Origin of the sequence: Vibrio sp. Y10_XG_PY6 (genome assembly GCF_024181795.1) — a bacterium.
Lineage (GTDB): Bacteria > Pseudomonadota > Gammaproteobacteria > Enterobacterales > Vibrionaceae > Vibrio > Vibrio diabolicus.
The window spans coordinates 1,383,809-1,405,729 of the sequence record NZ_JAMZAQ010000002.1 but is presented as its reverse complement, the minus strand read 5'-3'; the positions used below and the strand labels follow the sequence as shown (position 1 = coordinate 1,405,729).

Below are 21,921 nucleotides of genomic sequence, written 5' to 3'. Positions count from 1 at the left end.
ATAAAATTATGCCCAGAGCGGTTACGTGAACAAAAGGATCTGAACTATGAGCTCTCTACGAAGAAAATGGATTAGTGACCCAGCTTTTAAAGTGTTCAAAAAAGTATTGCCACCTCTCTCTAGCACCGAGAAAGAGGCGATGGAAGCGGGTAGTGTGTGGTGGGATGCCGAACTATTTTCAGGCAAGCCTAACTTCACCACATTGCACCATTATCCAACGCCGACACTGACAGCAGAAGAGCAGTCATTTATGGATAATGAGCTTGAAACCCTGCTAGAAATGCTTGATGACCAGAAGATTGTCAAAGAAGACAGGGATTTACCGCCTGAAGTATGGGAGTACTTACGTAAAGAGCGATTTTTCTCACTGATCATTTCAAAAGCGTATGGTGGTCGTGAATTTTCCGCTTTAGCGAACTCAACCATTGTTTCTCGTATTGCGACTCGTAGCATCAGCACCGCTGTATCGGTAATGGTACCGAACTCTCTTGGTCCAGGTGAGCTTTTATCGCACTATGGCACAAAAGAGCAAAAAGATTACTGGTTGCCTCGTCTTGCTGATGGTACCGACATTCCTTGTTTTGCATTAACAGGGCCCGAAGCGGGATCTGACGCCGGTGGTATACCAGATCAAGGCGTAGTTTGTTATGGCACTCACGAAGGCAAAGAAGTGCTTGGCGTGCGAGTTAGCTGGAATAAACGCTACATCACACTTGCGCCAGTGGCGACAGTGCTCGGATTAGCATTTAAGCTACAGGATCCAGAAGGGCTACTTGGTGATAAGAAAGAGGTTGGAATCACATGTGCGCTGATCCCCGCTGACCATGAAGGTGTCGAGATAGGCGAGCGCCATGATCCTCTGGGTTCTGCATTTATGAATGGTCCGACTCGTGGTGAAGATGTCTTCATCCCTATGGACTGGTTGATCGGTGGCGCTGATTACGCAGGTAAAGGTTGGCGTATGCTGGTTGAGTGTCTTTCTGCTGGTCGTGGTATCTCTCTCCCAGCGCTTGGCACAGCGATTGGTCATCTTACTACACGTACAACCGGTGCTTATGCTTACGTGCGTAAACAGTTTGGTATGTCGATCGGTAAGTTTGAAGGTGTCGCAGAAGCAATGGGGCGCATTGGTGGTCTTACTTACCTACTAGAAGCGACACGTACGCTGACGACGACTTCTCTCGATATGAAAGAAAAACCTGGGATTGTAACCGCGATTGCCAAGTACCACATGACGGAAATCGCGCGTACTATTCTAAATGATTCGTTTGATATCCATGCGGGTCGTGCGATTCAAGATGGCCCAATGAACTATCTTGCTAAACATTATCTCGGTATTCCAGTTGCGATCACTGTTGAAGGCGCGAATATTCTGACTCGTAACCTGATGATATTTGGTCAAGGTGCGACTCGTTGTCACCCATATGTACTGAAAGAAATGGAAGCCGCGGCGAATCCAGATTCTGAACAAGGGGCGAAAGAATTTGACAACTTGCTCTTTAAACATATCAAACATGCGGTAGGCAATACATTTGGTGCATTTGGCGCGGCGCTAACTGGTTCTCGGTTTGTAAAAGCGCACATGAGTGGCCCAACACAGCAGTACTATAAAGAAATCACAAGATTAAGCCGAGCGCTTGCCGTTAGTGCTGACTTCGCGATGTTAACACTAGGCGGTGATTTGAAGCGTAAAGAAATGATTTCTGCACGTCTGGGTGATGGCTTAAGTTATCTATATATGGCGTCTGCCGCACTGAAAAAGTATGAAGATGAAGGACGTCAACAAGGCGATCTAGATTTTGTCCACTACGCCGTGCAACATTGTTTGTATAACGCATCTAAGTCATTAAATGAGGCTTATACCAACTTCCCTGTGAAATACGTTGGCGGTGTGCTGAAAGGGTTATTGTTCCCACTTGGCAATCATTTCAATAAGCCAAGCGATGAACTGTGTGTGAATTTGGCGGAAGCGATGATGACGCCAGGAGCACAACGTGATCGACTCACGCATCTTTGCTACATCGGAAAATCCGACGACGACAGCGTAGGCTTAATGGAGAATGCCTTCCTCGCAATGTACGAAATCAAACCATTAGAGCGTAAGCTTATGAAGGCGGCGAAGGATGGGAAAGTGGCTCGTAAAGGTCTTTTACACGACCGTTTGCAGCAAGCATTTGAAGCTGGCGTGTTAACTGAGCAAGAAATTGACCAAATCATGGCGGCAGACAAATTGCGTTACAAGGCGATTCAAGTTGACCACTTTAGTCATGACTTTTCTGAAGTACGAACCGATTGCCCAAAAAAGTCGCATTTGAACCCGGCGGCATAGTAAACCGTTAATACAGAAAAGCACCTCAATGAGGTGCTTTTTTGTGTTCTTGCTGAGTGGATGTTGGGATAGTGCTCCAACCACTTGCCTTTTCAGAGCATTTTTACAGAAATTAGATGCGAAATCCCGACGAAACTTTTATCCTAACAAGGTTTTTTAAAGGAAGTTGAATATGATCATCAAACCTAGAATTCGTGGATTTATCTGTACTACAACGCACCCTGTTGGTTGTGAAGCTAACGTAAAAGAACAAATTGCGTACACTAAAGCGCAAGGCCCAATCAAAAACGCACCTAAGCGCGTTCTTGTTGTCGGTGCATCAAGTGGCTACGGTCTATCTTCTCGTATCGCTGCGGCATTTGGTGGCGGTGCATCAACTATCGGTGTTTTCTTCGAAAAAGAAGGTACTGAGAAGAAACCAGGTACGGCAGGCTTCTACAATGCAGCTGCTTTTGAAAAGCTAGCGCGTGAAGAAGGCCTGTACGCAAAAAGCCTAAACGGCGACGCTTTCTCAAATGAAGCGAAACAGAAAACTATCGAACTGATCAAAGAAGATTTAGGTCAGATCGATATGGTGGTTTACTCACTGGCTTCCCCAGTACGTAAAATGCCAGAAACTGGCGAGCTAGTTCGTTCAGCGCTTAAGCCTATCGGTGAAACTTACACATCAACTGCTGTTGATACCAACAAAGATGTGATCATCGAAGCAAGTGTCGAGCCTGCAACAGAAGAAGAAATCAAAGACACAGTAACCGTTATGGGCGGTGAAGACTGGGAGCTTTGGATCAATGCACTGTCTGATGCTGGTGTTCTTGCTGAAGGCTGTAAGACAGTCGCGTACAGCTACATTGGTACTGAGCTAACTTGGCCAATCTACTGGGATGGCGCACTAGGTAAAGCGAAAATGGACCTAGATCGTGCGGCGAAAGCGCTAAACGACAAGTTAGCAGCGACAGGCGGCAGTGCAAATGTTGCTGTACTTAAATCTGTTGTAACTCAGGCAAGTTCCGCAATTCCTGTTATGCCACTGTACATTGCAATGGTATTCAAGAAAATGCGCGAAGAAGGCGTACACGAAGGCTGTATGGAACAAATCTACCGTATGTTCAGCCAACGTCTGTACAAAGAAGATGGTAGCGCAGCAGAAGTGGATGAGATGAACCGTCTACGTCTGGATGACTGGGAACTTCGTGACGACATTCAGCAGCACTGTCGTGAGCTATGGCCTCAAATTACGACTGAGAACCTAAAAGAACTGACTGACTACGTAGAGTACAAAGAAGAGTTCTTGAAACTATTTGGTTTCGGTGTTGAAGGCGTAGATTACGAAGCGGATGTAAATCCAGCGGTTGAAGCTGATTTTATCCAAATCTAATCGAATGACTGATTAGACAACCGATATACAAAAGGCGCTCATTGAGCGCCTTTTTTGCTTTCATCAGTCAAAGTTATTAACTTAATATTATCAGGATCGTACCGGCTAACGTCATCAGAATATTAGCAATCGCATAGGTACCCGCATAGCCAAGAGCAGGGATGGTGGATTTAGCGTAGTCGTTGACGACATCCATAGCTGGGGCACAAGTTCGGGCACCAATAATGGCACCGAAGAGCAGGGCACGGTTCATCTTGAGTATGTGTGCGCCCACTAAATAGGCCAGTACTACAGGTACGACACTAACAATGAATGCTAAACCAATCACCTTTGGACCAACTTGGGTCAAGTGCTCGAACATCTTTCCGCCTGCACTTAGACCTATTCCCACCATAAAGAACATCAAACCCAAATCTTTGACCATATTCAGCGCCCCCTGCGGGACATAGCCGAAAGTAGGGTGATTTGCTCGTAAGAAACCAAGTGTAATACCAGATAACAAAAGACCTACCGCGTTACCCAAGCTGAACGAAACCTGGCCGAATGTCATCGTGATGAGGCCAAACAGAATACCCAAAATAAAGAAGCTGCAAAAAGCGAGTAAATCGGCCATTTGACTGTGGATCGAGATGAAACCGATTTTTTCCGCGAGTCCATGTACTCGGCTTTTCTCGCCGCTCACCTGAAGGACGTCACCTTTAGCGAGAACAATGTCTAAGTCCATCGGCATTTCTATTTGCGCACGTACCACGCGGTTTAAGAAACAGCCAAACTCAGATAAGTTTAAATCCGATAAACGCTTGCCTGCGATAGCGTCACTTTTTACGACAATTTCTTCTTCAACGATGCGCAAATCAAGCAAGTTACGATCAAATACTTCTTTACCGTTGCGGAAGCTAGGATCCAAGCGAGCATGGCTATCAGGGAAGCCAACCAGTGCAATTTCATCACCTTCTTGCAAAATAGCATCACCATCTGGATGGGCGAGAATACCGTTACGGCGGATTCGCTCAATGTAACAGCCAGTTTGACGATAAATGCCCAGTTCACGCAAGTTCTTGCCGTCAGTCCAGTCAATCAATTCTGGGCCGACTCGGTAAGCACGAATAATCGGTAAGTACACTTTTCTTTGGCTTGAATTTCCAAGGCCACGTTCTTGAGCAATTTGCTGCGCAGAATCAGACAGGTTCTGCTTTTGTAGTTTTGGCAACAGCTTCGCGAACATGATCATGCTTATTAGGCCGACCAGATAAGCCATCGCGTAACCTACGGATAGATTTTCTAATACCAAAGAAAAATCCATATTGCGCGGTATAGTCGCAAGGCCAGAGTTAAGAGCGTCTTGTGCACCAACCAGTACAGGTGTTGCTGTCAACGCGCCAGCCATCATACCGGCTGACAAGCCAAAATCGAGGCCGAAATAGTGGCTCAAGCCATACGTTAAGCTGACTGCGGACACGAGAACGGTCATACTTAAAATAAAGTAATGCTTACCATCTCTGAAGAATATGCCAAAAAAGTTTGGTCCAGCTTCAATGCCAACGCAATAGATAAACAGCATGAAGCCAATGGTTAATGCTTCTGCATTGAATGAGAAGCCAAGGTGACCCATTACCAACGAGGTAATTAGAACGCCTATGGAGTTGCCTAGTTGTAATTTGCCAAATCGGATTTTTCCGATGGCAAGGCCAATGGCTAATACGACGAAGATTAGAAGGATAGGGTTTTGCTCAAGAAGGTATACGACGTCTATGTTCACTGTGTGGCTCGGTAAAGTGTGTGCCAAAAAGATTAAGAATTGCGAATTGTAACTAAATATAGCAAAAAGATAAGTGAATTTTTTTAGGTTTTACCATTAGTTGACGTAAGGTAATAACCAACTGAAAAATAATAAAAAAGCCGCATGATGCGGCTTTCTTAAAAACTGTCTTTATTACTCGTCAAATAGACCTAGGTGCTCTTTCGCGTATGCCTCGAACTCGTCGCAGCCACCGATGTGCTCTTGGTCGATAAAGATTTGAGGAACAGTTTCAACTGGTTTACCAACTGTTTTCTCAAGATCTGCTTTAGAAATACCTTCAGCATGGATATCAACGTAACGGTAGTTGAAGTCGTCACGCTTCGCTTTTAGCGTTTCTGCGTGTTCTTTTGCACGAACACAGAAAGGACATGCAGGGCGACCAAAGATAACAACGAACATAATCTTATTTCTCCTAAATCTATTCTTTTTTGAAAGCGTACAAAACATAGCGGCTGAGTGCGCTCTCTTTTGTTGCAGTAACTATGCCCGATCCAGATACGGAAATAAAGCGGCAATTACCTCTTGGTTCTATAGGTGAAATCTATCGAATAAAAACTAAACGCGCTCCCTTATTCTATGGCTCTAAAGTATGTGAAGTGACGCATAAAAAACATACATTTTAAGGGGTTAATGATGGCAAGGTGGAATTGGTCAATTTTTTTTATTCAAAAACATAGCAATCTAATCTGGCTATACGCAAATGACTTCAACTCTTACATAAGTGTTAAATCAGAGGGCAAGAGGTTATTTGGGTATATTATTTTTGGAGGATGTGTATGTTTCAGTTTATGACTGCAACAAGGATTATATTTGGTGAAGGTGCACTTCAGTCTTCATTATCCGTTATCAACCAATTTGGCTACAGTGTTTTGCTGGTAACCGGGAAGGATACCCAACGAGCCACGCCCATCATTAACTACCTTAAAGCTCAAAATATGCGTTACCAACACGTAGCAATCAATGGCGAACCTTATATCACAATGGTAGAAGAGACCGCGGTACTCGGTAGAAAATTCCAGCCTGATATGGTGATTGCTATTGGCGGTGGCAGTGTCATCGATATGGGTAAAGCTCTAGCCGCTATTATTCCTAATCAAGGCAATGTTTACGACTACGTCGAGGTGGTAGGAAGAAACGTACCATTAAAGGCAAAACCTCTTCATTTTATTGCAATTCCTACGACAGCAAGCACGGGTTCAGAGGTGACTCGAAATGCGGTGTTGAAGTCTGGACAAGATAAAGTGAAAGTGAGTCTTCGAAGCCCAGATATGCTGGCAGACGTTGCCATTGTGGATCCGACGCTCACTTATGGAACCGATCAATACACATCAGGGCGTGGCGCGATGGATGCGTTCACTCATTTGATGGAAGCGTATGTGTGTGGTGAGCCAAACCCTCTTACAGATATGGTGTGCGAAGAGGGACTTCGTCGTTTAAGCCATTCAGTGATTGCTGCTTGTAAGCAAGATAATCATAAGGCTCGCTCGGATTTATCATTCGCTGCGTTGCTCGGTGGCATGGCCATTACTAATGCCAAATTAGGTGCTGCGCATGGGCTTGCGTCGGCGTTAGGAGGTAAGTTAGATGCTCCCCACAGCGTGATCACGGCGCGTCTTGCACCGCACGTGATGCAGGAAAATATTAACGCCGCGAAGCTCGCTGGTAGGAATGATGTGATAAATCGTTATCGTAAACTTGCCCAACTGGTTACCGATCGTGCGAACGCGAATGAGCACGATGGGGTTCTTTGGGTAAATATGGTGTTAGATAAGTTAGCGTTGCCGTTACTTGGTCAATTCGGAGTATGCCAAACTTCTTTTGAACAAGTGGCGAACGATGCGCTTAAGTCGATGGCGATCAAAGGCAACCCGCTACCCCTTAATCAGGAACGTTTGATATACATATTGCAGCAAGTCTGTGATTGCAGTGGAGAGTGTGTGGCAGAGAGCACACAACACGTGAGCTCTGTAGAAGTGCTTGAATCAAGAACGGACTTATCGAGTGTGAACGACTTGGGTTGATGTATTGATCTAAAGCACATTGAAAAAAGGGGAGCGTTGAGCTCCCCTTTATTAAATCTTTCACTAAACAGCAGGACTTAGTACTGACTTAGTTTGTCATAGCGACTGTCTTTCAACGCATCTTTTACGCGTTTTAGGTTCTCACGGAAACCTGTACCACGGCGGAGTGTGAAGCCAGTTGCCAGTACATCAATCACCGTCATCTGTACAACTCGACTCGCCATTGGCATATAAACGTCGGTATCTTCAGGAATATCAAGCGTAATAGCGAGTGAACTTGCCTTTTCTAGCGGTGAGTCCTTTGCTGTAATCGCAATGACCGTCGCGCCGTTTTCACGAGCAAGGTTTGCTATTTCGACCTGACTCTTCGTTCGACCTGTGTGAGAAATAAGAACCACAACATCATTATCACTGCAGTTAATACAACTCATGCGCTGCATGACAATGTCTTCAAAACAAGTAATTGGAATGTTAAAGCGAATAAACTTGTTTTGTGCGTCTCGGGCGACAGAAGATGATGCACCAAGGCCAAAGAATGAAATGCGCTTCGCTTGCGTTAGCAAATCGACCGCACGGTTCACTTGCATTGGATCTAGGCTGTTTTTCGCGACATCTAAACACGCCATGGTCGATTCGAAAATCTTATGGGTGTACGCGTCTGGGCCATCGTCTTCTTCCACGTTACGGTTAACGTAAGGGGTACCGTTGGCTAGGCTCTGTGCCAAGTGAAGCTTAAAATCTGGAAAGCCCTTGGTGTCCAGACGACGACAGAAGCGGTTTACAGTGGGCTCACTAACATCAGCCATTTTAGCCAACGTTGCAATGCTTGAATGAATTGCAGTTTGTGGAGACGCCATAATTACTTCCGCAACTTTGCGCTCTGACTTACTGAAATTCTCCAGGTTTTTTTGAATTTTTTCTAATGTATTCATAGTGTTCACGAGGGTATAGAGAACAACTCGCTGGCTCTGTTAACGAAAGGAAACACGAAGATTCCAGAGTAGAGTGGGGCGTTAACGAAAACAACCAGCGCCATAGAATCAGTATAAACCTGATCTTCAATCAGTCTAAACCAATAACGGATACTATTTAGTGAGAATTTGACAGGCCTCAAACAAAATGTTGTAAAAACTACAGAATTGGATGTGTAATCGATGTTTTGTTGCGCCAGTCGCACGAGAATGATGTTTGAGTTACATCAAAACGAAAAAAAATTTCAAATTGATGTAACTCTTTCGGGCCATTAAGACGATTGGATATTAGTGACCACCTGCTGAATTCTTTCCATCAAATTTGGTGCTTGCTTGGCGATTTCACGCTGTTCATCAAGCACCGAACTCAAAATCTCTTTGGTCGTCAGCGGATTAGCCAAAACCACTCGGAACACAATCGTGTTCATGCGCTGCCATTGGTCTGGGTTCAGTCTTGTACGTGAAACAAACGATTTGCCCGTTTCGCGCTGACGCTTTTGAATAAACTGTGTTAATTCATTAATCAGTTCATTCAGTTGTTCTTTTTGTGAACCTTCCGCTTTTGCTAATGCCTCACGGATGAATGGCGGCAAGTAGCGGTACGTGAGGAGACAAAGCTCTGGTTCAGAAACCAATTCGAAATCATCTTGCTGCTTGATTAAATCTGCAAAGTAGCGAGCTTTTTCAATGCTTTGGTCTATCAGCAGCTCATAGCCAGGGCGGCTGATGATGTGCATTGCGGCATAGACTAACATTGCCATGCCCGAACGAGAGCCTTCTAATGTATGGCTGCCTAGGTCTTTTGAGCCTTTACGCAAGATATATTGAGCGTGATGCTCTATGGATTTCATTGCGTCAGGATCTTTGAACAGAACCATACCAGCGCCCATCGGGATGTAGAGTTGCTTGTGCGCATCAATGGTTACTGAGTCTGCCATTTCCACACCGTTAAGAAGGTGACGGTGGTGATTAGACATAAGTGTTGCGCCACCCCATGCGGCATCCACATGGAAATGACAACCGTGAGCTTGGCAGACTTCTGCGATTTCAGGTAGCGGGTCGACATTACCTGTCTCTGTTGTACCAGCTACACCAATAACAGCAATAGGCTTGATGTTTTGTTTCTCTAGTTCAACAATTTTCGCTTTAAGGTCGTCGACAATAATACGGTTGTTGGCATCTGTTTTAACCGCAACCAAGCCTTCTTGACCTAGACCTAGTACATCGGCTGCTTTCTTAAGGGAGTAGTGACCACGCTCAGACACCAATACCGCTAAGCCATCGTAGCCATAATGCTTCATGGCTTTAAATAGGCCTTCTTTCTCAACGCCTTTAAATGAACCATTGGCTCTTAACGCCTTGTTACGTGCTACCCAAAGTGCAGTGATATTGGCAATGGTACCGCCGGAGCAAAATGCGCCCAATGAGTGGTTTGCGCTATGCATCCACTGATCGTAAAACGTATTGCTCTGACCATAGATCAAGCGATGTAGCATGCCCAAAACTTGACGTTCAAGCGGGGTAAAGGCTTTAGAAGTCTCTATCTTTACCAGGTTTTGGTTTAAGGCGATCATGATCTTTGACAGTGGCATCAAGAAATAAGGCAGCGCCGATGTCATATGACCAATGAAGCTTGGTGAAGAAGTGTGAACGGAGTGCGACACCAAAGTGTCGAGTAAGTGTTCTGTATGATCTGACACGAACTCTGGCTGCTCAGGAATCTGAGCAGAAGAAAAGTCTTTTTCGATTTCGCGTAAAGGCTTTTCTTCTGCCACGATGTGTTCACGAAGAAATTGATTTAGGTTTCGCGAGAGGCTCTCGTCAATTTTGGTTAACGTTGAGTCAGGACCTTCTGGGACAGTGAAGATCTTTAGCAAGCTCTCAAAGCTAACGTCAGCGGTTTTTTGTTCCTTAACCATAGCAAAGAATCTTTGTAGTTATTTTGGTAATGCGAGCGGCACAATCTAAACTAAAACGGGCGCAAAGTCCCGTTTTAATTGTTGAAACCCATGTTGCTGAAATGAAAATTTTAGGTGAGGGTTACAATCTTCGCATTAAAAAATCGTTGATTTTAATGTGTTAAAACACTCGGTGTTTTCGAGCATCCCCAACGATTAATTAATCACACTTCTGCTTTTCAATCTTCTCTATTGACTGATTGTACTTATTAAGCGCGGTATCAATTTGTTGTGGATGGCTAAGCAGGTCGGCGAATGCTGAACGAAGCTCGTAGTTTTTGGGGTGGTTAGTCGATTGACGGTCACTAAACGTTTGTTTTGCAACTTCACCTAACTTATCACTTCGGCTTGCTAGCTGCTTAACGTCGTGTTGTTCTAATTTTAGCCATGCTTCGATTGGCTGTTCTGTTGCAACACGGCTAGGATCGTTCTCTAGAAAATAGTGAACTGCTTCACGGTTTAATTCAAAGTGATGTTTACGGCCGTCCAAGAACCACTGGCTAACTTCTTTTAGATCTGGATACTGTGTAACCGTCAAATCAACAAGATCTTGATACCACTGTAGTGAGGCATCAACATAGCCGTTGTATTTGCTAGCAAGACATTGTTGATCTGCGGCAAACGTAAAAGTTGAGCTTGTAGCGAGGAGCGCTGCAACGACAAAGCGTTTCATTCTTCTTCCTTCTGGTTGTTATCCCTTTATTAACGCAAGGCACATAAGTTGATGTTCCACCCTTCTTTCTCTTTAGTCGTGATAAATCATTGGGCTAATTGACAAAAGGAAAGCGGATTATTGCCAAAACCTTGATCACTTTGACGTTAACTGGGTATTTGAATTTTTGCCGTATTGTAATGGATGTTAAAGCGAAAACCTGAGATCTAGCTAGCAAGTGATACAAAGAAAAGCATCATAACTGGTACCAGTAAACTCAAAATAAACCCACTAACGATGGCGACTGGGACACAACGCACACCACCTGTAGTCTGAATGACAGGTAGTGTAAAGTCCATCGCTGTTGCCCCTGCATAACCAATTGCTGTGCACGGATAGCTGCGAATAAAGAGAGGAATGGCTACCAGCGCGACCAGCTCTCTCATCAATTCGATCAGGAAAGATGCTCCCCCAAACACGGGGCCAAAAGCGTCTCCCATCAAAATTCCTGCGAGTGAATACCAGCCAAAGCCTGAAGCCATCGCGAGGGCTTGATAGAGAGGAAGGTCCAAAAGTATCGCTGCAATAACGCCACCAAGCATACATGTTGCGATCACAACTGCCGCAATGGCCATACCCTGTTTATTTAATAGAATTTGGCGAAGAGTAAGACCACTATTGCGAAGCTGAATACCAATAAAAAATAGGAGCAGGAAGAGTATCCATTCGCTCGCTGTATCCACCCAACTTAAATCGATGGGTAACAGCAGACCAACTACTAGCCCGCCACCAACGACAACAATCAGCTTTACTGATTCTAAAGCCATCGAGGATAGTGGCAGCTTCTTTTGATTCTGATTGGTCTGGAGAGGAATAATCCTATCGATAATAGGCAGCGCCAACAGATTACAGGTACTTAAACATAAAAAGAAAGTACTCGCATAGAGGAGAATACTCTGTAAGTTGCTACTTAAGTTATCGAGCGCTGCTAGGCTTAGTCCCATCAACGACAAAATGACGTAAATAAGGTAGGACGTTGATTGATTGATCTTCTCCAGTAACGAGGCTCGAGATATAGGAATTAGATACCCCACAACAAGTGGAGCGAAAATAAATAGCATCCCTGAGAACATAAAGCTCTATGATTCCTTTTTTGAGATAATACCAACACACATAAATCAAATTATTTATCGGTTGAAATTAGAGAGATATTTCACCAAATACCAAACGCTGCTCAGCCTTGAGCGAATCGTTTATCGCGAATTAGGTGTGAGAAAACGATAAATTACAAGCCGCTAGCACTTAGCACTGCACGTATTTGGTCATTGAAGTCAGTATCACTCATATTGCTGAGTTCATACAAGACCTCTGCACCTGTTAAGTTGAATTCAACTTCGTGTTCATCAATGCGTTCATCATGATTGCGGAACATCAATAGGTGATGCGCGATTCTTGCAATGTCTAAATAACTCACTTCCGGTCGCGTTTGCTCGTACTTCTCGTTTGAGGAGACCTCTCTAAAGTCATTGTCAAATCCCCAGCGCTCGAGCACCAGTTTGCTTGTTGCTGAACAACGAGTTTGGAAGATTTGCAACGCAATTTCAGGATCTAGGTAATTGCCTCTATCTAAGTACAGGTGGTACTCGTTAATTAGACAAAACAAACCGATATCGGCTAGCAGACCAACCAGCAATGCTTTTTCTTGCTCCAAGTGCCCATAAGTACCTGGCTCGTGTTTACGAAACGCTTGAACCAATATCACCATGACGGCACCGAGTTCTCGGGATACCGCTGCACTTTTCACCAAGATGGCATTACATTCTTTGGTTAAATTTACTGAATGTTTAAGTTGTTCAATCGCTTGTGCGGTAACAATATCACGCACGCGCAGTATACCAAGGCGAGATACCGCGGTGGTTAAGTCGTTGCAGGTAATGTTTCTACGATTGAAAATTACAGAGTTTGCTACTCGTAGAACGACCGCCGCCAAGCCGGGATCTTCTAACAAACAGTTAGCAACATCTGAAATAGTGGTGTGTTCTTCGACACATAACTGCTGAATTTTAAGCACGACATCAGGAATAGGGGGTAATGAAATCTTACCCGTTGAGATGGACTGTTCTACCAGCTGAGCAAACTCGGATTCCAGTGCGTTTATAAGCTTATCTTTATTATTTGGCAGCCAAAAAAATGATAAATGTTCCATTGTGACGCTGTACTTGAGATCTTTCGTACAGTGTACCCTTACAGCGTATTCTTTATCAATTAAATGCGTATCACGTGCTCGTAATTGCCAGCGAGATCATAATGATGGCGTGTTTTGGGCATGCCGTGCGTCAAAAAAATATCACCACATGAATAATAAGTGTGAAACTAATCACGTATGCTGAATATATACTTTTTTATATGTGACCTATGTCCTAACTTATTTTTCAACGTTAAGTATGATTAAGCAAGTTGGTGAGCACAACTCACAAAAATATCGCCAACAAATCGACATTTATAATTCGCTATAAGCTGCTGTTTATCTGGTGACATCGCTAATCGGGGTAATTTATTCAGATTAAAGAGGTCAATGGACATGACAGACCAAGCTTTTTTTAAATATGTACGCAACTTTAGTGAGTATCAAAAACGTTCTATGTTCGGTGGTATCGGTTTATTCACCGATGACGCTATGTTTGCGCTTGTCAGCAATGATTGCTGCTACTTACGTGGTGGTAATGGATTGGACGAAGTGTTTACTCAACTGAATTGCGAAAAATATAAGCACGTCAAAAAACAGACGACGGCAACCGTAAATTATTATGACGTAACAGATTTGTTTGAATCCGGATATGCAGGACTCGATGAACTGGTACAAAAATCAATTGAATACTCAATTAAGGAACGAAAATATCAAAAGTCTTCTGCCAGTAGACGTTTGAGAGATCTGCCAAATATGCAGTTAACTCTTGAGCGAATGGTCAAGAAAGCAGGTGTTGATGACGTAGAAACCTTTTTAGAACTTGGACCTGTAAAAGTCTTCAACAAAGTTAAAGTGGCTTATGGCAATGACGTTGATGTTAAGTTGCTTTGGAAATTCGCTGGTGCCACTGACGGTGTTCATTGGAAACTGATTCAAGAGCCGCGTAAAAAGCAGTTACTGGCGCTGTGTGAGTAAGCAAGCTGAACGCACGATGATTGACTCGTTTTGATGGAGTTAGCGGGTCGTAAAGGCAAGTGTTGAAAGCGGAAAAAGGACATTGAAGTTTTTGACCACTTCATTGAGTTAGTCATTAGATTAGACAAAAAACCGAGGCATGGGCCTCGGTTTTTGTTTTTTAATTTGCTCTTTTCTTAAAGCACAAATCTTAAAACTTAAAACGCGTGGTGAACATTACCTGATCACCATAAAAGTCGTTGATACGCGCTTCAGCACCTAGAGAGAAAAGCTCAGTTGAGTGGAAACGAGCGTATGCTGCACCGGTCCAGTCGTCATCGTTATCAATAGAAACGTAGCCGACTTTGCCGCCTACTTCTAATTGAGGACCTAACCATTGACGAACACCTAAGTTCAGTTCCATACCTACGTCAGTGCTGCTATCGCTTGAAGGTTGTACAACGCGCATTAGCATTTCACCTGTAAGGTCAGCCCAGTTGTTTAGTGGCGAATGAAAGCCAAAACCAGCGGCTGAGTCAAAATCACTTTCAAACTCAGAGTCGATACGAGCAATAACATGTGCGTTAGGGTGAATTGATTTGCTGAATCCAGCACCAAATGTCACAGGACTTGCGCCAATACGTGCTTCGAAATAGTCGTAGCTAAAGTTGCTCATAGTTGCTGGCGCATTGCGGTCGTTTGCGGCTAGGGCATGGCTTGATGCCACTAGTAAGGCAGCGGCTAATAGTGTTTTACGCATAACTAACGATAAACCTTGTTCATTATTTCCATGGATTCAAGCAACCACTTGAACCGTAATCTGATTTGTCCGACATCATAATAAAAAGGAAGGTCCACGACCAACAAAAATGTGTCGATGTTTTGTCAATTAACTTAATAGTTAGTGGGTTTAAGCAAAAACTACGCCATATACATAACGTCTAAGAGCATCAATCGGATAAATAGTGATGCTTTTCCATACTCGCGCTATTGCGCGAAATAACGTGGATCAGCTGGCTTTGGTGACATTCAAGCTAGAGCCACGCATATTACTCGCCGAAGCTTGCTCTGCGTTCAGCCATGGCATTGAGGATCGCCTCAGAATCAAGGACTTGAGTCCAAGATAGTAAGTTATCATCATTTGCAATCATAAAAGCAGTAAGCTGAGACACGATTGCTTTTCTCAACTCTTCACCTCTCCATGGTTTGGCTATGTAATAGTCCAGACTTGCGTTATTGACGGCCTCAACGGTGTCTTCTAAGCCGGCTTGTCCTGTAAGTAAGACTTTGCGGGCCGATTTTGTGTCACCATTTTGACTGAGTTCGATTAAGAAGCTAATCCCAGTTTGCTCCGGCATAATGTGGTCGCATAAAATGAGCGCAAGCTGAACTTCCTCTTCCGCCATCTCCTCGATCACTTGCCTTGCTTCAGTGACTGATTCTGCTCCCTCGACAATAAAATGTTCCTCAAAGGGAGCGAGATCCTGGAGCACGCTATCCAAGACTTCTCGTTCGTCATCGACACATAAAATTAAATACTTGGTCATATTTCATCTCCTTTTTCGATGACTGGTAACCAGACTGTCATTCGTGTGAACTTGTCGAGCTCTGATTCGACGTCAATCCATCCCTTATGTGCTGTCACGATTTGCTGGCAGATGGACAGCCCAATGCCTAAACCAAAGTTGCCTTCTTTTTTCGTCGTGAAGTTGAGCTCGAAAATGGCATCTCTTTGCGATTCAGGAATGCCACACCCATTATCTTCAAACGAGATAACGGCGTAATGTGTATGATCTTTTTCTGCAAGACGTGTTTGTATTTTTAAAACGCCTTTTTCCGGAAATGCATCAATGGCGTTAGAGACCAAATTCGTCCATACCTGTTGGAGTGCGATTGGTTGACAAAGGATAGGAGGTAAATCCGCATAATCAGTGGAAACCTGATGCATTTTTAGTTTGTTTTCGAAGATCACCAAGGTATCTTCAATACCTTCATGAATATCAGCATAGTGCTGGGTCTCATCATCTGAGCGTGCGTAACCTTTAAGGCTTTTCACCATATCTGCAATTCGCGCAGCACAGACGTTAATCGAGCGAAGAGTGGAACCTGCTTTGTGGTATTGCTCAAGAGTATCGAGAACATGAGAAGACACTTGCTGTTTTTTCGTTAGTTGAGTGAGTAACTCGTGATCTGACTCTAGCCCAAGGTTCACCACTTTCTTAGCCAGTGTTCGGTCTGGAAGGGCATGATTAAGTGCTTTAACGCGTGATCTGAGCTCTGCGGTTGAAGCGGGTTTTGCGGTTTGAGCTTTGCTCAGCAACTCAATGCCTTTGGTTTGTATATCGGAACTGGGTACTTCGTTAAGTAATCGTGCAAGCGTATGCGTTAAATTCTCTACGCCCCTCAATATCGCTGCTATCGGATTATTTAGTTCATGCGCCACGCCCGCAACCAATTGACCAAGCATCGCCATTTTTTCTCTTTCAATGAGCTGCTGGTGGGCTGATTCTAAAGATTCGAGCGTTTTTTGAAGTTGCAGTTTGGTGTTGATGCTTCTTTGTAATCGGCGGTTGAAGTGGCGTAAAAGCAAGTTTGTAAAAAGAGGCAGCAAGTTTGAGTCGCTTTGCATCACTTTATTGAATACGTTGCGATCGAGTTTGATGACCTCTGTCTTTGTCAGCGTTAGGGCTGTCGAGAAAGAACATTCCCCAGTAACAAACGACATGCCTCCGACAATATTACCTTTGTTATGGCGTACAACCTCTCGCTGCATGCCTTGTTCATCGCGCTTGTACAGAGCCACTTCACCATCGGTAATAAACCACAAAAAGCTATTTGGCTCGCCTTCCACGGTTAATAAGTGTTCAGGTGAGTATGTACGGCACGCTCTTGTTTCGTCATTGTCTTTAAAAAACTGCTGGAGAGCGGAGATCACTTGCTCGGCTAACTCGGCATCAGACATCGAGTGGTAGTCGTGTAAAAAGCCCGCTTGATAATGGCTCATCTGATTATTGATGTGCGCTCGCAACAAGCTGTGATGATCCAATATCTGACTGTAACTTAGCAGGTCTTCTTTACCGTTTCGCAAGATAAATTGGGTCAGCTCTTTTTGCACTGTGTTAAATAAGACGTGATCTGGCAAAGGTTTTGTGAGGCAGTGGTCGAGCCTGCCTTCATTAACGGCAGTGAGAATTGCGTCGATATCAGACGAGCAGCTAATAAGAATTTTTCTTGCTTGCTCGGTATGCGGCATCCGGTCTAAACCAATAAGAAAATCCACGCCATTAAAATGAGCGTGATGGCTCGCTATAACTAAAGCAACAGTCTGCTCTCTTTCCTCTAGATACTCTAAAGCGCTTTGAGCCTCTTCTATCGATTCGACAGAAAAAATATCAAACTTACTTGAGAAGGCAGACAGCTCCAATCGAAACTGTTCAGCACTGATTGGGTTGTTGTCGAGACACAACACAGCATAACGATTCACAGATGTTTTAGCTCCGGTTAAAACTTCGCCACGTAAACTTTAACAATAAAAGGACATGATGAGTGGGAGCCAAGTATGATTCCTGATTAATGGACTAGAATAAGCATCAATAGTCTGATTTGTCTCAATGTTTTCTCCGCAGGTGGTTTGGGGTAGACTGACCGAAAATACCTAATAAGTGACGTTATGCAAAATCTTAAAAAAATCGGCGCCATTGGTGGTGCTATCTCATTAGCGCTGTGTTGGCCATTGGCTGTCGGACAAATTGGTCAGTCCATCATTGAAGATGGTATTACCAATATGAATGATGAAATGATTAAAGGCGAAGTGGTCGAGTATCAACGTGGCTATTTGTCTTCAGTCGTGCTGACTCGTTATTCAGTTGTTGACCCTGAGCTTAAAACGCAGCTAGAGCGTGATGGCATGCCAACGACGTTTGATGTAACCAGTGATGTTAGCCATGGTCTAACAAGCCTAACAGCAGATTCAAAATTGGTGGACAATGACTTTTTGCCTCTCACGATGCATAGTCAGACCCAACTAAATGGCAATACGGCATTCACCCTTGACCTAGACAGTTGGCATTATCGTAACGAAGCGCAAGGTGTTTCTGTTTCTACAAGCCCTGCAAAAGTGACAGGGGATGTGACGGTATTGGGTGATCTCAATTACCAAGTTTCTGTTCCTTCTGTTCAAGTGGATTTTGAAAACGGTGAAGAGCTTCATCTGAATGCATTGACAGGTCAGGGTAAAGGTAAGCAAGCAAAAGGCTATTGGCTGGGTGAGCAATCTTTTTCTCTAGAGAAGCTGGATGTGGTTGATTCGAACTTAACGCCTGTCTTTTTGATTGAGAATGCGAGTTACCGCGGCAACACTACGATGAATGAGGCTGGTGATAAGCTGAACAGTCAGCTGAACCTAGATGCTAAGAAACTGCGTTTAACTGATGGTACGGATGTCGATAACTTTAAGTTGGATTTCTCAATTGCAGATGTGGATAGCCAGTCATTTGACCAAATTATGTCTATCTATCAAAGCTCTCCAATGTTAGACGAGCAGGAAATTGCGAGCTTATTGCCGCATGTTGACACGCTGTTTAGCAAAGGCTTTGATTTATCCGTGAATGAGCTTTCACTTGCGTTTGGTGACGGTAAGTTCCATAACGAGTGGCAATTATCCATTCCTGAAGGTACTGACCACATTACTCAAGACCCAATGAAGTTGATGACGGCGACTACTGGTGAGCTCAGCACTTACTTCTCTGACGAATTAGTGACGCACTACCCATTTATTCAAGAAGGAATCGATGAGCTGCTCATCATGGAGCTGATCGAGAAAGTTGAGGGTGGTTATCAACTCAAAGCAGAAATCGGTGAAGGCAAATTGAAGTTCGAAAATGGACATGAGTTCCCATTGGTGGCGCTACTTATGCCTGCCTTGATGCAACAACAGTAGCCAAGTATTGTTGCGGAATTAATCCAATTTAACGCTTAGTCTTTAAAAAGAGGTCGTAAGACCTCTTTTCTTGTTTTTATCGCTGCGAAAACGTGATATTAATTTCGTAATATTTACATAGCAGGAGCAATGAGCATCATGGAACAAAATACGGACAACGTATTTAACTTCAGTGCAGGGCCAGCAGGTCTGCCTAAAGCAGTTATGCAGCAAGCACAACAGGAACTAATTGATTGGCAAGGTCTTGGTACTTCGGTCATGGAAATCAGCCACCGAAGCAAAGAGTTCATCAAAGTTGCAGAAGAAGCCGAGCAAGATTTACGTGATCTTCTGAATATTCCGGACAACTATAAAGTGCTGTTCTGCCAAGGTGGTGCTCGTGCTCAGTTTGCTGCTGTTCCTCTAAACTTACTTGGTGATGCCGAGACGGCAACTTACATCGACGGCGGTTATTGGGCTGAAAGTGCGGTAGCTGAAGCGAAGAAATACTGCGAGCCAGACGTATTTGATGCAAAAACAGAAATCAACGGAAAAGTAGCCGTTCTACCTGCAAAGGAATGGAAAATTGCTCCAGAAGCGGCTTACGTGCATTTCTGTCCAAATGAAACCATTGACGGTATCGAGATTAACGATCTTCCTGTCACCGACAAACCAATCGTTGCTGACATGTCTTCGACGATTCTTTCTCGTGAGATTGATGTATCGAAATACGGTGTGATTTATGCGGGCGCTCAGAAAAACATTGGTCCTTCAGGCATTGCTATCGCTATCGTGCGCGACGACTTGTTAGGTATGGCGAAGCAGGTACTGCCAAGTATCTTGGATTATACTGTTCTGGCTGAGAAAGAATCAATGTTCAACACGCCACCAACCTTTGCATGGTACCTGTCTGGTCTTGTTTTCAAATGGTTGAAGGCGCAGGGTGGGGTAAAAGCGATCGAGCAAGTGAACCGCGCTAAAGCCGCACTACTGTATGGTTACATCGATCAGTCTGATTTCTACCGTAATGGCGTGCACTCAGCAAACCGTTCTTTGATGAATGTGCCATTCCAACTTGCGAAACCTGAACTGGATGCGACGTTCCTTGAACTAGCCGATGCCAAAGGGCTGAAATCACTAAAAGGACACCGAGCCGTTGGTGGTATGCGAGCTTCCATTTATAACGCCATGCCGCTAGAAGGTGTACAAGCGTTAGTCGATTTTATGCAAGAGTTTGAGAAAAACTACGCATAAAATCAAATTCACTGTTATTCATGAAAGCGTCGCAATTGCGGCGCTTTTGTTTATCTCAACTCACATCACTCCAGGAAGGTAATATGACCAAGGCGAATATTGAAGCGCTGATCAAGCAGTTCCCACTCTTGGCGCCACTTATCGATCTTAAGGAGGTTTGCTGGTTTAACCCAAACATAACCTCTTTAGCAGAAGGTTTGCCCTATGTGAGGCTAGATGAGAAAGATATTCAAGCTGCGAGTGAACGGCTAGCACGATTTGCGCCTTATTTGATGAAAGCGTTTCCCGAAACGGAAGCTTCGCATGGCATCATTGAGTCTTCTGTGGTGGATGTTCCCAAGATGAAATTGCGTTTGGAGCAGCAATACGACACGCCAATATTGGGCCGTTTAATGCTCAAAAAAGACAGTCATCTGCCAATTTCTGGTTCTATCAAAGCGAGAGGTGGCATTTATGAAGTGCTCACCCATGCAGAAAAGTTGGCGTTTGAAGCTGGCTTACTCTGCGAAACCGATGATTACAGCAAATTGTTCAGCAATGAGTTTCGGCAGTTTTTTAAGCAGTACAGTATTGCGGTTGGGTCAACGGGTAACCTCGGTATGTCCATTGGCATCATGAGTGCAAAGCTTGGTTTTTCAGTCTCAGTTCACATGTCTTCTGATGCGCGGGAGTGGAAGAAAAATAAGCTCCGGTCACATGGCGTCAAAGTGGTGGAGTACCAGCAAGACTATGGTGTTGCCGTTGAGCAAGGTCGTAAAGAGGCTGAGCAAGACCCTAACTGCTTCTTTATTGATGATGAAAACTCGCAGACGTTGTTTCTAGGTTACTCTGTTGCGGGTGAGCGTCTAAAGCAGCAGTTTGATGACTTGAGAATCGTGGTTGATGAGTATCATCCGCTCTTTGTTTATCTACCCTGTGGTGTTGGCGGTGGGCCTGGTGGCGTGGCATTTGGTTTGAAAGTCGCGTTTGGTGATCATGTTCATTGTATTTTCGCAGAGCCAACGCACTCTCCGTGCATGTTGTTGGGCGTGCATACCGGCTTGCATGACGAGATTGCGGTACAAGATTTGGGTATCGACAACATGACCGCTGCTGATGGGTTAGCAGTAGGGCGTGCGTCGGGATTTGTCGGTAGAGCGATGGAAAGGCTAATTAATGGCTTTTACACCATTGATGATGCTCGTATGTATCACCACTTGGGTGAGTTAAGTGAACTCGAAGGCATTAACCTAGAGCCTTCTGCATTAGCTGGTATGGTTGGGGCAGTGCACGTCTCGAATAACCATGCTTATCAGTCTCAAATGCAGTTTGACGAAGAAAAACTCAGAAACGCCACGCATCTTGTTTGGGCAACAGGTGGAGGCATGGTTCCGGAAGATGAAATGGCGGCTTATCTCAAAAAATCAGGTCGGTAAATGAGCTCTGTATACGTACTTAACTAGGCAATTAACAATACAGGAATAACAAAAGGGCTCATCAAACGATGAGCCCTTCTCGTCA

At 44.3% G+C, this 21,921-nt stretch carries 17 protein-coding genes; 7 read left to right on the top strand and 10 right to left on the bottom strand.

The genetic code is table 11. The features are described from left to right. The first annotated feature begins 46 nt into the window (after positions 1 to 46). Both NL644_RS14805 and fabV read left to right on the top strand, forming a co-directional pair. Positions 47 to 2,329: an acyl-CoA dehydrogenase gene (locus NL644_RS14805; protein ID WP_253658578.1), complete on the top strand. Its 2,283-nt coding sequence runs from the start codon at positions 47 to 49 to the stop codon at positions 2,327 to 2,329. Positions 2,330 to 2,501: 172 nt separating this feature from the next. Beyond that, positions 2,502 to 3,704: an enoyl-ACP reductase FabV gene (gene fabV / locus NL644_RS14800; protein ID WP_006742624.1), complete on the top strand. Its 1,203-nt coding sequence runs from the start codon at positions 2,502 to 2,504 to the stop codon at positions 3,702 to 3,704. Between the two features lie 76 nt (positions 3,705 to 3,780). On the opposite strand, the gene NL644_RS14795 is transcribed toward fabV, so the two are convergent. Both NL644_RS14795 and NL644_RS14790 read right to left on the bottom strand, forming a co-directional pair. Further along, a complete protein-coding gene (locus NL644_RS14795) occupies positions 3,781 to 5,463 on the bottom strand; it encodes an aspartate:alanine antiporter (RefSeq protein WP_006742623.1) in 1,683 nt (560 codons plus the stop codon). Between the two features lie 174 nt (positions 5,464 to 5,637). Continuing rightward, the gene (locus tag NL644_RS14790; RefSeq protein ID WP_005378026.1) at positions 5,638 to 5,904 is read right to left on the bottom strand and encodes a GrxA family glutaredoxin; all 267 of its coding nucleotides are present in this window, start codon (positions 5,902 to 5,904) and stop codon (positions 5,638 to 5,640) included. A 377-nt stretch (positions 5,905 to 6,281) separates the two neighbouring features. Here NL644_RS14790 and NL644_RS14785 point away from each other — a divergent pair, with 377 nt between their 5' ends. Then, on the top strand, positions 6,282 to 7,526 hold the full coding sequence (locus NL644_RS14785; RefSeq protein ID WP_253658577.1) for an iron-containing alcohol dehydrogenase: 1,245 nt from the start codon (positions 6,282 to 6,284) through the stop codon (positions 7,524 to 7,526). A 77-nt stretch (positions 7,527 to 7,603) separates the two neighbouring features. Here NL644_RS14785 and NL644_RS14780 read toward each other — a convergent pair whose 3' ends face one another. From NL644_RS14780 to NL644_RS14760, 5 genes are all read right to left on the bottom strand, one after another. After that, positions 7,604 to 8,458, bottom strand: a complete 855-nt coding sequence (locus NL644_RS14780) for a MurR/RpiR family transcriptional regulator (protein WP_005378021.1) — start codon at positions 8,456 to 8,458, stop codon at positions 7,604 to 7,606. A gap of 311 nt (positions 8,459 to 8,769) precedes the next feature. Beyond that, positions 8,770 to 10,416 carry a pyridoxal-dependent aspartate 1-decarboxylase PanP gene (gene panP, locus NL644_RS14775; protein ID WP_253658576.1) on the bottom strand — a complete coding sequence of 549 codons (1,647 nt, stop codon included), beginning with the start codon at positions 10,414 to 10,416 and terminating at the stop codon, positions 8,770 to 8,772. A 199-nt stretch (positions 10,417 to 10,615) separates the two neighbouring features. Then, on the bottom strand, positions 10,616 to 11,128 hold the full coding sequence (locus NL644_RS14770; RefSeq protein ID WP_114322458.1) for a hypothetical protein: 513 nt from the start codon (positions 11,126 to 11,128) through the stop codon (positions 10,616 to 10,618). 206 nt (positions 11,129 to 11,334) lie between these two features. Beyond that, positions 11,335 to 12,240, bottom strand: a complete 906-nt coding sequence (locus NL644_RS14765) for a lysine exporter LysO family protein (protein ID WP_006742620.1) — start codon at positions 12,238 to 12,240, stop codon at positions 11,335 to 11,337. A gap of 152 nt (positions 12,241 to 12,392) precedes the next feature. Beyond that, positions 12,393 to 13,313: an HDOD domain-containing protein gene (locus NL644_RS14760; protein WP_005393212.1), complete on the bottom strand. Its 921-nt coding sequence runs from the start codon at positions 13,311 to 13,313 to the stop codon at positions 12,393 to 12,395. Positions 13,314 to 13,682: 369 nt separating this feature from the next. Between NL644_RS14760 and NL644_RS14755 the strand changes: the two genes are divergently transcribed. After that, on the top strand, positions 13,683 to 14,270 hold the full coding sequence (locus tag NL644_RS14755) for a TfoX/Sxy family DNA transformation protein (protein WP_005393210.1): 588 nt from the start codon (positions 13,683 to 13,685) through the stop codon (positions 14,268 to 14,270). A gap of 190 nt (positions 14,271 to 14,460) precedes the next feature. On the opposite strand, the gene NL644_RS14750 is transcribed toward NL644_RS14755, so the two are convergent. The 3 genes from NL644_RS14750 to NL644_RS14740 all read right to left on the bottom strand — a co-directional run bounded on the left by NL644_RS14750 (position 14,461) and on the right by NL644_RS14740 (position 17,733). Further along, a complete protein-coding gene (locus NL644_RS14750) occupies positions 14,461 to 15,009 on the bottom strand; it encodes a hypothetical protein (protein ID WP_005393208.1) in 549 nt (182 codons plus the stop codon). Positions 15,010 to 15,298: 289 nt separating this feature from the next. Further along, on the bottom strand, positions 15,299 to 15,796 hold the full coding sequence (locus tag NL644_RS14745; protein WP_114322457.1) for a response regulator: 498 nt from the start codon (positions 15,794 to 15,796) through the stop codon (positions 15,299 to 15,301). Next, positions 15,793 to 17,733 carry an ATP-binding protein gene (locus NL644_RS14740; RefSeq protein ID WP_253658575.1) on the bottom strand — a complete coding sequence of 647 codons (1,941 nt, stop codon included), beginning with the start codon at positions 17,731 to 17,733 and terminating at the stop codon, positions 15,793 to 15,795. The genes NL644_RS14745 and NL644_RS14740 overlap by 4 nt, the downstream gene beginning before the upstream one ends. A gap of 186 nt (positions 17,734 to 17,919) precedes the next feature. Here NL644_RS14740 and NL644_RS14735 point away from each other — a divergent pair, with 186 nt between their 5' ends. The 3 genes from NL644_RS14735 (at position 17,920) to NL644_RS14725 (ending at position 21,836) form a co-directional block, all read left to right on the top strand. Continuing rightward, positions 17,920 to 19,188 carry a DUF945 family protein gene (locus NL644_RS14735; RefSeq protein ID WP_114322455.1) on the top strand — a complete coding sequence of 423 codons (1,269 nt, stop codon included), beginning with the start codon at positions 17,920 to 17,922 and terminating at the stop codon, positions 19,186 to 19,188. A gap of 138 nt (positions 19,189 to 19,326) precedes the next feature. Beyond that, positions 19,327 to 20,421: a 3-phosphoserine/phosphohydroxythreonine transaminase gene (serC, locus tag NL644_RS14730; RefSeq protein WP_181869453.1), complete on the top strand. Its 1,095-nt coding sequence runs from the start codon at positions 19,327 to 19,329 to the stop codon at positions 20,419 to 20,421. Positions 20,422 to 20,504: 83 nt separating this feature from the next. After that, a complete protein-coding gene (locus NL644_RS14725) occupies positions 20,505 to 21,836 on the top strand; it encodes a D-serine ammonia-lyase (protein ID WP_253658574.1) in 1,332 nt (443 codons plus the stop codon). Positions 21,837 to 21,921: the final 85 nt, after the last annotated feature.